General features: G+C 37.0%; 12 protein-coding genes. 5 read left to right on the forward strand and 7 right to left on the reverse strand.

All coding sequences use genetic code 11. The annotated features are described in order from the left end of the window. Positions 1-49: 49 nt before the first annotated feature. The 7 genes from BU038_RS10080 to ppdK form a co-directional block, all read right to left on the reverse strand. Positions 50-1,063: a zinc-binding alcohol dehydrogenase family protein gene (locus BU038_RS10080; RefSeq protein ID WP_107605932.1), complete on the reverse strand. Its 1,014-nt coding sequence runs from the start codon at positions 1,061-1,063 to the stop codon at positions 50-52. A 138-nt stretch (positions 1,064-1,201) separates the two neighbouring features. Then, positions 1,202-2,212: a zinc-binding alcohol dehydrogenase family protein gene (locus BU038_RS10085; protein WP_199219711.1), complete on the reverse strand. Its 1,011-nt coding sequence runs from the start codon at positions 2,210-2,212 to the stop codon at positions 1,202-1,204. Positions 2,213-2,224: 12 nt separating this feature from the next. Further along, positions 2,225-3,244, reverse strand: a complete 1,020-nt coding sequence (locus BU038_RS10090) for an NADP-dependent oxidoreductase (RefSeq protein WP_107605934.1) — start codon at positions 3,242-3,244, stop codon at positions 2,225-2,227. Between the two features lie 64 nt (positions 3,245-3,308). Next, complete coding sequence (locus BU038_RS10095; protein ID WP_107605935.1) at positions 3,309-4,190, reverse strand: alpha/beta hydrolase; 882 nt, start codon at positions 4,188-4,190, stop codon at positions 3,309-3,311. 125 nt (positions 4,191-4,315) lie between these two features. After that, entirely contained in the window at positions 4,316-5,329 is a 1,014-nt protein-coding gene (locus BU038_RS10100) for an NADP-dependent oxidoreductase (protein WP_107605936.1), read from the reverse strand. 172 nt (positions 5,330-5,501) lie between these two features. Continuing rightward, on the reverse strand, positions 5,502-6,317 hold the full coding sequence (locus BU038_RS10105) for a pyruvate, water dikinase regulatory protein (RefSeq protein WP_107605937.1): 816 nt from the start codon (positions 6,315-6,317) through the stop codon (positions 5,502-5,504). Beyond that, positions 6,304-8,946: a pyruvate, phosphate dikinase gene (gene ppdK / locus BU038_RS10110; RefSeq protein WP_107605938.1), complete on the reverse strand. Its 2,643-nt coding sequence runs from the start codon at positions 8,944-8,946 to the stop codon at positions 6,304-6,306. Before ppdK ends, BU038_RS10105 begins: the two co-directional genes overlap by 14 nt. Before the next feature lie 216 nt (positions 8,947-9,162). On the opposite strand from ppdK, the gene BU038_RS10115 reads away from it, so the two are divergent. The 5 genes from BU038_RS10115 to BU038_RS10135 all read left to right on the forward strand — a co-directional run. Next, on the forward strand, positions 9,163-9,804 hold the full coding sequence (locus BU038_RS10115; RefSeq protein WP_107605939.1) for a Crp/Fnr family transcriptional regulator: 642 nt from the start codon (positions 9,163-9,165) through the stop codon (positions 9,802-9,804). A gap of 84 nt (positions 9,805-9,888) precedes the next feature. Then, positions 9,889-11,823: a heavy metal translocating P-type ATPase gene (locus BU038_RS10120; RefSeq protein ID WP_107605940.1), complete on the forward strand. Its 1,935-nt coding sequence runs from the start codon at positions 9,889-9,891 to the stop codon at positions 11,821-11,823. After that, positions 11,762-11,977 carry a heavy-metal-associated domain-containing protein gene (locus tag BU038_RS10125; RefSeq protein ID WP_107605941.1) on the forward strand — a complete coding sequence of 72 codons (216 nt, stop codon included), beginning with the start codon at positions 11,762-11,764 and terminating at the stop codon, positions 11,975-11,977. Before BU038_RS10120 ends, BU038_RS10125 begins: the two co-directional genes overlap by 62 nt. A 102-nt stretch (positions 11,978-12,079) precedes the next feature. Next, complete coding sequence (locus BU038_RS10130; RefSeq protein ID WP_107605942.1) at positions 12,080-12,604, forward strand: YfiT family bacillithiol transferase; 525 nt, start codon at positions 12,080-12,082, stop codon at positions 12,602-12,604. A gap of 190 nt (positions 12,605-12,794) precedes the next feature. Next, on the forward strand, positions 12,795-13,216 hold a 422-nt coding region (locus BU038_RS10135; RefSeq protein WP_107605943.1), incomplete at its 3' end, for a PTS sugar transporter subunit IIA.

The following is a 13,216-nucleotide window of genomic DNA, read 5'->3' on the forward strand; positions in this document are numbered from 1 at the left end:
AGTTAAAATAGAAGCACTGAGAAAATGATTCCCAGTGCTTCAAAAAATGTTATGCGTTTTCCATATTGATTACTAACTTACCTATCATCGATTGATTTTCTAGTTGTTGATGTGCTTCATAAAGTGTTTCTGTAGTTAGTCCTTGTATTTCTTTCGTTTTCGTATGTTGATATATACCCGCTTCAACTTTTTCAGTCAAATCTGTCAAATGACGATGGAACGTAATCACATTTAAACCATAATCCGCACGACCGAACATATAATCATGTGTGAATGTCACACTTTTGCCTTTCAATAAGTTTAAATCTTGTTTTTCATTAAAGGCTACAATTGTCACGATATGACCGCGTGCTTTCACTAAATCAATCATCAATTCATAATAACCGTCTGTATCATACGTACAGAATATATAATCAAAAGGTGCAACTTGATGTTCATTTAATTGCGCTTTAATATCTTCTTTATGATTAATCACTAAGTCAGCACCCATTTTTTCTGACCAATCTTTTGTTTCTTCACGTCCAGCAGTTGTCACTACATCTAGTCCATAAGCTTTCGCAATTTGTGTCGCAATACTGCCGACACCGCCAGCCCCATTAATAATAAATAATGATTTATCTTTATTATTTTCAGGGTTAGATGAAATATTGAACGTATCAAATAAAACTTCGTAAGCTGTTAGTGCTGTTAAAGGTAAACTTGCTGCTTCTGTAAATGTTAAGTTTCTTGGTTTCTTACCTACATAACGCTCATCCATCACTTGATATTCTTCATTGGAACCATCATAAAAGCTTGCGCCTGAATAATAAACTTCATCGCCGACTTTAAATAACTCACAATCTGGTCCTGTTGCTTCTACTACACCTGCCGCATCAAACCCTAAAATACGTGGTGCGTTCTCAACGGGCTTTTGACGAATTTTAGTATCTACAGGATTGACACTGATGGCTTTGACTTTTACTAATAATTCATTGCCTTTTGGTTCTGGTTTCTCTTTATCAAATTTATAAAATAAGTTACCTTCTGATAATTCAAATCCTCGATCTGCACCGATTGCTTTCATTCATATCATTCCTTTCTTTATATGTTTGTGACCTCACCATAGAATGACCGATATGAATAAGCAATGTTTCCGTCTTATACAAAAATGACACTAGAGTTTCGCTGTTTCAGCTTTTCTCTAGTGTCATTTAACTTTTATTTATGATTCCATATCAAAGACAATTTTGCCTTTCATCACATGGTCTTCTAGTAATTGATGTGCTTCATATAGTGTTTCTGGTGTGAGTTCATCAAAGACTTTTGTCACTGTCGGTTGATAAACACCCGCTTCTACTTTCTTAGAAACATCTGTTAAATAACGATGATATTGAATCACATCTGTATTATTCAATGAACGTGCAAACATGTTTTCATGCGCAAACGTTAAACTTTTGCCTTTCAACAAGTTTAAATCTTGTTTCTCATTGAAAGCGACAATTGTCGCAAGTGTACCTCGTGCTTTTACGAGGTCAATCATTGTTTCGTAATATAAATCTGTATCAAATGTACAGAAAATAAAGTCAATGTCTTTGACATTGTTGGCTTCAAGTTGTGCTTTCATATCTTCTTTATAGTTAATCACTAAATCTGCGCCCATTTCTTCTGACCACGCTTTAGTTTCTTCTCGTCCAGCTGTCGTAACGACTTTAAGACCATAAGCTTTCGCGATTTGTGTCGCAATACTGCCGACACCGCCAGCACCATTGATAATCAATAATGTTTTCCCTTTATTATTATCAGGGTTCGTAGAAATATTGAAAATATCAAACAGAACTTCATACGCAGTAATTGACGTTAATGGGAAACTTGCCGCTTCAGTATAAGATACATTGCTAGGTTTCGTCGCCACATAACGTTCATCCATCGTTTGATATTCTGCATTAGAACCATCGAATTTCAATGAACCAGAATAAAAGACTTCATCGCCCACTTGATAAAGTTCACAATTATCCCCTGTTGCTTCAACAACACCTACTGCGTCATATCCCAAAATTCTAGGCGGTTGTTCAATAGGTCTCTGACGTTGTTTAGTATCAATCGGATTTGCGCTGATAGCCTTGATTTTGATTAATAACTCTCTGTCTTTCGGCGTTGGTTTTTCTTTATCAAATTCATAAAATAAATTGCCTTCTGATAATTGAAAGGCACGATCTGCACCAATTGCTTTCATCATCTATACACCTCATTTATCTAATACATTAGAAATTTTTATCACTTGTTTACCGAAGTTCTCACCTGTAAAAAGATTATTGAAGGCTTTAGGGACTTGGTCAAAACCTTCTGCTACAGATGTTTTCGTTTTAATCTTACCTTCTTTAACCCATTGTGCTAATTCTTGACTTGCACGCGCAAAGTCATCTTTAAATTGATGCACTAAGAACCCTTGCATCAATGCTTGATGTTTAATTAACATCGGTTGTACTGCGGGTTCATAAGATACTTCTTTATCATTATATTTAGAAATAGAACCACATACCGGTATACGTGCGAACGTATTTAAATGTTTAAATACTTCATTTGCGACTGTGCCGCCAACGTTTTCAAAGTAGACATCCACACCATCCGGCACTGCTTGAGCTAAAGCTTCCGCATAATCGTCTTTCTTATAATCCACCGCTTCATCAAATCCTAGTTCATCAACAAGATAACTTGTTTTTTGATCACCGCCTGCAATACCGACAACACGAGCACCTTTGATTTTTGCGATTTGACCGACCACTGCACCGACTGCGCCAGAAGCAGCTGAAACCACTACAGTTTCGCCTGCTTTAGGACGGCCAATGTCTAACAAACCATGATAAGCCGTTTGGCCTGTCATTCCTAAAACGCCTAAGAATAAGTATGGCGGTACATCTAAATCTGGTAAATGCATTAAATTATCAGCTTTCACTGTACTGTATTTTTGCCAAGGCAACATACCAGACACTTTATCTCCGACTTTAAAGTCTGAATGATTGGAATCTATAACTTGCCCTACTGCTAAACCTACAATCGGCTGGTCTAATTTGAAACCGCCGATATAAGAATTCGTATTCGGTTTCATACGATTACGCATATAAGGATCAGCTGAAATATACGCTGTTTCAACTGTGACTTCTCCTTCTTCAGGTGAAGCAATATCAATATTTTCAAAGCGAAAGTCCTCTGCTTTAGGTAATCCATCTGGATATTGTGCTAACACAATTTGTTCATTTTGTGCCATTTCATCCGCTCCAATCTATAATCCATTATATTATTAATATTGCCGAATTATGATTTTTCTAACCTTACTTACTGCCCCATAAGAACTTAAAGATATTTTGCGCAACTTTATCACTCTCATGCAGTTGGCTATGTTGACCTTGTTTACCTTTAATCAAAAGTTCACGATAACTTTTCGCATGATCTTTCATAATATATTTTAAAGATTTAGAAGAGGCATTCGTGACACGCCCATCACTGTCAGTTCCATCTTGAATATCTCCGTAAATGTTCAAGATATCTACATTTTTATAGGCAGGATCTTTTTTCAACTTCAATAATTCTACATAGCCATCTGTCATTTGATCAGGCTTGCCATTTTTATCTAGTGTTACTTTGCCAGGTTCGTCTCCCATACCGATAATGCCATTAAAGATACCTGCAATATTGACTTGTTTATGTAAAGTCGGCAAGTCAGGATTATTACTGTTATCTAACATGTACTTCGCAAAAGACATATTACTCATAGAATGTGTCACAATATTGAATTGCTTAAATTGATAGTCTTGTTGTAACGCTTCGAGTACATTTTTAATCCATAACGCATTTAACTTCATGTCACCATTTTCGTTATCTTTCAAATTAACTAAAACAATCGGATGTTTATCTTTCGTATCAAATTTACCTTTTAAAGTGACATGTCCATTCGCGCCTACTGTCGCAATCACTGGCTTTTTAGTATAACCTTCTTTTTGTGCCTGTGTTTCAAAGAAACGTAATGAATCGACACTGCCGCCATATCCATGCATAAAAATCGTGGGTGTGTCGATTTTTGTTTCCTTATCTAATGGATTAGTCGGGTGATATTCAGCCCATATATATTTAACAATACCTAGCACTCCTAAAATAATCGCGATTATGGCGATTATTCTAATCGTTTTCGCATCAGGTTGATTTTGTTTCTCCATCGCTATCCCCTCGTTCTTTCCTGCTGATTGTATATTTTCACTTAAGTATAGAGGTTTCTTTAAAGGACTGCAATGAAAAATAGGCACTCTAAAAGCGAAGTATCACTTCTAGAATGCCTGTAACATTAATCTAATACCGAAGAAACTTGTACAATTTGTTTACCGATTTCTTTACCTGTAAAGAGTGCTCTGAACGCACTTGGAATGTTGCTGAAACCTTTTACTAATGATGTTTTTGTTTTAAGTTTTCCCTCTTTAATCCATTGTGCTAAGTCCTTTTCAGCACGCTCAAAATCATCTTTAAACTGAGAGGCTAAAAAGCCTTGCATCAATGCTTGATTTTTAATTAATATCGGTTGAACAGCAGGCTCATAGGCAGTTTCTGTATCATTATAATTAGAAATCGAACCGCATACCGGTATACGCGCAAATGAATTTAAGTGTTTAAACACTTCATTCGCCACTGTACCGCCGACATTTTCATAATAGACATCAACACCATTTGGGACAGCTTTAGCTAATGCTTCTGCATAATCTTCTTTTTTGTAGTCTACTGCGTCATCAAATCCAAGTTCATCCATGAGGTATTGCGTTTTGGCTTTACCACCCGCAATCCCTACCACATAGCAACCTTTAATTTTCGCAATTTGGCCGACGACTGAACCGACAGCACCTGAAGCTGCTGAAACAACGACAGTTTCATCTGCTTTTGGTTGACCGATTTCCAGTAAACCATGATAAGCCGTTTGACCTGTCGCACCTAAAGCACCTAAATACCAATGCACTGGAATTTCATCATCGACATTTAAGACTTCTAAATCTTCTGTCGACATTGTATTATATCTTCTCCATTCAAATAGACCTCTAACAATGTCTCCTTCTTTGACTGTGTCATCTTTCGATTGAATCACTTTTGCAAGCCCTCTTCCCCATATCGGTTGATCAATTTTGAAGGCTGTCACATAAGAAGCGCCTTTAATCATACCGTTACGGAAATAAGGATCAATAGAAAGATATGCTGTTTCTAACAACACTTCACCTTGTTTTGGTTCTTTAATATCTGCAGATTCATAACGAAACGTTTGTTCATCTGGTAATCCATCTGGAAACTGCGCAAACACAATTTGTTCATTTTCCATTTCAACCGCTCCTTTTGTACTGATACTTCTAAATTAAATGTGATTTGCATAGAGTTCAATAAAAGCAACTTAAAAGCCGTAACTGAATGGAGGCAGTTACGGCTTTCGTTTATATTTGTGAGAAGTTATTAAGGAATTTTCTATTATGTTTAATGGATGAATAGAATGGATGTTATTTGTTCAGGTATTTTTCAATATAAAATGCAGATTCTTCGATAGATTTATATTCCGTATTAATGACAATGGCATTAAATTTATCAAAGACTTCTTCCGCATAACTTAATTCTTTTTTAATGCGATGTAAACTGTTGTAGTTGGCTGAACCTTTCATACCCAGTACACGAATGCGTTCTGTACGGATATTCATAATATAATCGGGACTTGCGGTTAAGCCGAATACTAACATTTTCTTGTTGAAGACTTCTTCAGGAATCGGTGCTTCAGGCACTAATGGAATGTTGGCAATTTTATAACCTTTATTCGCAAGATACATACTAAGAGGTGTTTTAGATGTTCGGGACACACCTAGAATCACCGCATCTGCTTCTTCAATACCGGTAAAGACTTTACCATCGTCATATTTGACTGAGAATTCCATTGCCTCAATCCGTTCAAAATAGTGCTGATCCATTTTGCGTAAGGCACCGCTTTCGCGTAAGGCTTTTTGATGTGTTTTGTTTTCAATTAAATTAAGTAAATCCGTCATATAGTCTACATATAAGATACCTTGCTCTTCTGCATAGGCTTGACCGATTTGATTAAATTTCGGGTTCACGAGCGTTGTGATAACAATCGCATCACGCTGCTTCGCTAATTTTAAAATCGTCAGAAACTCTTCTTCATTTTTAATGAAAGGGAATTTCTTAATTTCTGCGTCATCTTCTATATCAGGAAACTGTGTTAATGTCGCATGAATCATACGTTGAGCAGTTTCTCCAATAGAATCCGACACGATATATAATGCTAAATGTTCGTTATTGTTTTGCACCGATTGCTCTCTCACTTTCTGCTTGGCTTTGAGCAGCAGCCAACATTGCGCCAGGAACTCTGAATGGTGAGCATGATACATAATCAATCGCTAAGTCATTGAAGTAATGAATTGATTTCGGATCTCCACCAAGTTCACCGCAAACGCCAATTTTGATATTTGGGTTTGCAGCTTTAGCTTGTTCTACTGCTGTTTTAATCAACGCACCTACACCGTCAACATCCAATGTTTGGAATGGGTCGACTTCTAGTAAGCCTCTGTTGATATATTCACTGATAAATTTGCCTGCATCATCACGAGAGAATCCAAATGTTAATTGTGTTAAGTCATTCGTACCGAAACTGAAGAACTCTGATTCTTTCGCAAGTTGTCCTGCAATTAAGCAAGCTCTTGGTGTTTCAATCATTGTTCCGATTAAGTAATCGATAGATGTGTTGTCTTGTGCTAACATACCTTCTGCTGTCGCTTGGATTGTGTCTTTTAATGTCTTGAATTCCTCTACTGTAGATACAAGCGGTATCATAATTTCCGGTTGGCTTTCGATACCCTCATCTTTTAATTTTAACACACTGCCGATAATCGCTTCCGTCTGCATTTCAGCAAGTTCTGGATACGTTACTGCTAAACGGCAGCCACGGTGACCAAGCATCGGGTTCGTTTCATGCAAGTCGACAATACGTTTACGCAACACGTCTTTATCAACATTTAATTGTTCTGACACTAATTGGATTTCATCATTTGTTTTCGGTAAGAACTCATGTAATGGCGGATCTAGTAAACGTACAATTGTCGGACGGCCATTAGATAATCTGAAAATCTGTTCGAAATCTTCAATTTGATATTTACGGATTTCATTTAATGCTTCGATTCGTTCTTCTTGTGAAGAAGCCAAGATGAAACGACGCATTTGAACTAAACGTTCTGCACCGAAGAACATATGCTCAGTTCTGACTAAGCCGATACCTGCTGCATCAAATTGGTAACCTGATGCGATGTCTTGAGGTGTTTCAGCATTCATGCGTACATTTAAACGTGCAGCTTCTTGTGTCCATTGCATGAAGCGGTCAAAATCTTCACTATGGTCTGCATCTGTTTTTTCAATGTCACCTAAGTAAATATTACCTGTTGAGCCATCAACTGAAATGATGTCGCCTTCATTCAACGTTTGGCCATGATACGTCACAACTTTATTTTCAGTATCAATATTCAAGTTAGAGCAGCCTGTCACACAGCATTTACCCATACCACGCGCAACGACTGCCGCATGTGATGTCATACCACCATGTGTAGTCACAATCGCTTCACTCGCAACCATACCTTCGATATCTTCAGGTGAAGTTTCAGGTCGCATCAAGATTACTTTTTCACCTTGATCTGCTTGTACTTTCGCATCTTCCGCTGAGAAAACAACCTTACCTGTTGATGCACCTGGACTAGCTGGAAGACCTGCATCAGAAATAGCTTCTGCCGCTTCAATCGCTTCTGCTTTGAATGTCGGATGCAATAATGTATCAATTGATTTTACATCTACCTTTGTTAGCGCCTCTTCTTTAGTGATAACCCCTTCATCTACTAAATCAACCGCAATTTTCATTGCTGCTTTGGCTGTACGTTTTCCGTTTCTTGTTTGTAAGATATACAATTTACCATTTTCAATAGTGAATTCGATATCCTGCATATCTTTATAATGTGCTTCTAATTTCTCAGTCACATCTACAAACTCTTGGTAAACTTCAGGCATTTGTTGTGCTAGCGTTTCAATTTCTTTAGGTGTACGGATACCTGCTACAACATCTTCACCTTGCGCATTCAATAAGTACTCACCAAAGACATGATTATCGCCTGTCACAGGGTTTCTTGTAAATGCTACACCTGTACCGCTGCGATCTCCACTATTACCGAAGACCATTTCTTGAATGTTGACACCTGTACCGATATCGTGTGGAATATCATTTAAATCACGATACACACGTGCACGGTCGTTATCCCAAGATTTAAATACTGCTTCTACAGCTTCAGTTAATTGTGTGAATGGATCTTGCGGGAATGGTTTATAAACTTCTTCTTCATAAATTTCTTTGAAACGTGCACTGATGACTTTCAAACCTTCTGCTGGAATTTCAGCATCTGTTTCATAGCCATTTTCTTCTTTATAGTTGTCGAAGAAGCGATCGAACGCTGTCATGTTGATACCATAGACAACTTGACCGAACATTTGAAGCAAACGACGATAACAGTCATACGCAAAGCGCGCATCATTTGTTTTTTCAGCTAGCTTCTCAACGTTCTCGTCATTTAATCCTAAGTTTAAAATCGTGTCCATCATACCTGGCATTGAAATTTTTGCACCACTACGGACTGAAACTAATAATAAGTTGTTGTCAGATGAAAAAGATTTCCCAGTACGTTCTGAGAAAGCTTTGAGTTGTGTATGTAATTCCTCTTTTAACTCGTCAGATAATGTTGCACCTTGTTTCAAGTATTCAATACATGCTTCTGTCGTAATCGTAAAGCCGTCTGGTACAGGTAAACCTAAGCGCATCATTTCAGCTAAGTTCGCACCTTTACCGCCAAGCAAATCCTTCATGGATTGACTACCTTCTTCAAATGCGTAAATATATTTTGTCATTTGTAGATCACCTCATCTATTTTTATCAATGTGTCATACTAATTAGTTTATAGTATGTCATACTGAAAACGCTTTGACAATTAAAAACATACAATTATTTCAATTAATTTGTTTAGAATTTCACTAATTCGTTACATTTTAGTTAAAAGCAATGTTATTTACCCTTTTAATTAAATGGATTAAGCTAAAGATAAGAAGATTAAAGGAGCATTCATTATGAAAGGTTATGAATTATGTGTCAGTAAAGTTCCATTATTTCAAAACTTAGATACAGAAGCTTTAGAACATGTCTTTTCAAAAGTCCATGCGACCAAGGTACGTAAAGGCGATTATCTCTTTATGGCTGGAGATGACGTTCATACTTTATTTGTGATTCATTCTGGCAAGGTACGTATCTTCAGATTGACTGATGATGGCGATGAACAATTAATTCGCATTTTAGGCCATAGTGATTTCACTGGTGAATTAACTTTATTTAATGCTTCAGACAGTGCCAATACGTACGCAGAAGCTTTAGAAGATAGCGATGTCTGTACGATTAATCAATCCTCTATTCATCAATTGATGACAGATTATCCTGAAATCGGGATTAAAATGATCGAAGGTTTGGCAAAGCGCTTGAATCAGTCAGAAACGATGACCACTCAAATCGCATTGATGAGCAGCAAAGAACGATTACTAGAATATATACAATTAGAAACAAAAGACGGTTTATTAAAGCTTTCGATGACTAAAAAGAATTTAGCGACTTATTTAAGCATGCAGCCAGAAACATTAAATCGTACCTTCAAACAACTAGAACAAGAAGGTATTTTAGACAAAATCAACCACAATACCTATAAAGTAACGAAAAATTGATCTAGGTCAATTTTATTTCTCTCCTTCTCTCATATCATTAATAGTGAAAGCAGACATCACTTCAAATGAGAGGAGGAGTTTTTGATGTTTACAAAATGGATTTATCGATATGAACAAACATTAACGTTAGTCGCATTTATTGCCATAGTTACCGGCATTTTGATACGCATCTTTTTTAAAGATATTGCGGTAATGGGAAATGCCTTGCTCATCTTTGCGACGGTTATTGCGATGTTGCCCATCGGCTTACGTGCGATACAGGCGTTACGTTTTAAAATGTTCAGTATTGAATTATTGATCAGTATCGCAGTCATCGGTGCCCTCTTTATTGGTGAGTTGATCGAAGCGGCAGTTGTGACGTTTCTATTCTTATTCGGAAGTTATTTAGAGAAAAAGACACTAGAACGCACACGTCGTTCGATTCAATCCTTAACAGAACTATCACCTGAAGAAGCGCTAATCAAACAAGCTGATGGCTCACGTAATTTAGTATCCATTGAAGAAGTAGAAAAAGGTGATCGAATCATACTAACCGCTGGCAGTCGTGTACCCGTAGATGGTCATATTATTGAAGGTGAAGGTACATTTAACGAAGCCTCAATTACAGGTGAATCTGTTCCACTGACAAAACGTCAACAAGATACGTTATACAGCAGTACGATATTAGAATCTGGCTATGTGGAAATGATTGCGGATAAAGTCGGTGAAGAAACTGCATTTGCGAAGATAATTGATTTAATTGAAGAAGCACAAGAGACGGAATCTAATACCAAACGTTTCTTAGACCGCTTCGCCAAATGGTATACACCAGCTGTCATTGTATTAGCTGCTATTGTTGGACTTATCACATGGAATTTACATCTTGCGATTACGTTCTTAGTCATCGCATGTCCAGGTGCTTTAATTATCGGTGCCCCTGTCTCAAGTGTTGCGGGAATAGGAAATGGTGCCAAACATGGTGCATTAATCAAAGGCAGTGACATTATGGAGACCTTGGCACATATTGATATCATGGTTTTTGATAAAACAGGTACATTGACTAAAGGCCAACCTGAACTCTTACGTGTTCAAACTTATAACGAACCACCTCACGACTTATTAGGTTTAATCGGTACTTTAGAACAAACTTCTGAACATCATTTAGCACATGCGATTACAAATTATGCCGAACAACATCATGTGTTAACGAATTATGTTGTAGAATCAACGACACCTATTAAAGGAAAAGGTATCGCCGGACAAGTCGATAATCAACACTTAGTCATTGGCAACCGCGCTTTGATGCATGATTATCATATTGATATCACACAAGCAGAAAAAGACGCATTAAATGAGGAACAAACTGGACACACTTTAGTCTTTGCGGCAGTTGATGGAAAACTCGCAGCTGTCTTATCAATTAAAGATGAGGTACGTGAAGATGCGAAACAAGCCATTGGCTTAATGAAGCAATATGGTGTGAAACGAACGATTATGTTAACGGGTGATAATGCGCATACTGCACGCATAATCGCTGAACAGTTAGATATAGATGAGGTTGAAGCGGGTTTATTACCTGAAGACAAAACAGATTATGTTAAGCAATTACAAGCACAAGGTTATCGTGTTGCGATGGCGGGAGATGGTATTAATGATGCCCCTGCGATTGCGACTGCAGATATCGGCTTAGCTATGGGTGACGGCGGCACAGATATTTCAATGGAAACAGCAGATATTGTATTAATGGCAGATCGCTTGAAACAATATGCACATGCATTCTTATTAGCCAAAGCCACACACCATAATATTAAACAAAACATCTGGATTGCGATGTTAACAGTTTTCGCACTTTTAATCGGTGTACTGCTCGGCGGTGTGAACTTAGCAATCGGAATGTTCATCCATGAAGCAAGTGTCTTAGTCGTGATATTCAACGCTATGCGTTTAATTAAATTTAAAATTAAAGGAGACGATTTAAATGAAACAACTCAAACTACAATTAGAAACACTGACATGCCCTACATGTATCAAGAAAATTGAAGGTGCTTTAAGTAAAACAGATGGTATTGAATCGGCGAAAGTATTATTCAACAGCAGTAAAGTAAAGGTTAAATATGACGAAACGAAAATTTCTTCTGAACAAATCAGCGAAACGATTGAACAATTGGGGTATAGTGTCTTACAAGTCGCTTAGTCTGTCATGCAGGATATGAATACGAAATGAGTCAATTATCTATTTAAATTCACGTGTGATATACTAGCACTTAATTCAATATTTGATGAAAGGTGATTAACCATGCTGAAAAATCAATTTCCAATCGGTAAGTTCCAAAAACCAGACGGTTATACTGTAGAAGATTTAAACACGTGGATTGATGCAATTGAAGAGCTGCCAGATATACTTACAACACTCACGACAAACGCATCTTCACAAGAACGCCATGCGACATATCGTGAAGGCAGTTTTGATGTTCAAACTTTAATTCATCATATTGCAGACAGCCACATGCACGGTTTTATTCGTACGAAACAAACTTTGACTGAAGACCATCCATTTGTCACATCATTTCTACAAGATGCCTGGGCTGATGCACCTGACAATCAAGCACCTTTAGAATACTCATTAGAACTGATTGACGGCATGCACAAACGTTGGGCAATCTTATTACGTGAATTACCCGTAGAAGCATTTGACCGTACATTTTACCACCCTGAAGAAGGAGAAGGCAGACTTGCAGATCTTGTAGCTAAAATGGCTTGGCATGGTAACCATCATCTAGAACATATTAAATTGGCGCTAAAGGAAATTGAGGAAAGTTAATAATGCTTCGAGGGCTCACAACACTATGTTGTGAGTCTTTTTTTGTTCAAATTTAAAATTAAACGTAATAATAATGGCAACTTTCCTACATATTTCAAAAAGTATTGACGCTTCAAGTAAGCGGTTTTATACTTTAAGTGAACAAAAAGAAACATAAAGAAACACAAAACAACAAAGAAGGTGCATCTAAATGACAAAACTATTTTTTGAGGACACTGTTTTCGTAAGTGATGCAGACTCAAAAGAAGAAATTTTTAAAGAAGTATCAGAAGCTCTGGTTAAACAAGGAGATGTAAAAGATAGTTTCTTTGAACATATTATCGAAAGAGAACATAACTACCCTACAGGTATGGATTTATCATTATTAAATGGTAAGTATGCAAATATTGCAATTCCGCATACTGAATCGGAATATGTAAATACTACAAAAATCGTACCTGTAAAATTGAACCATCCTATTCATTTCAAAAATATGATTTCCCCACATAATGATCTAGAAGTATCTTTTTTATTCATTATCTTAAATAGCGATAAAGCTAAACAAACACAGTTACTTGCTAGAATCATGGATTTTATCAATTCTCAAAATGAAGAAGATATGCTTAAATTCTT

Source organism: Staphylococcus simulans (genome assembly GCF_003043455.1).
Lineage (GTDB): Bacteria > Bacillota > Bacilli > Staphylococcales > Staphylococcaceae > Staphylococcus > Staphylococcus simulans_A.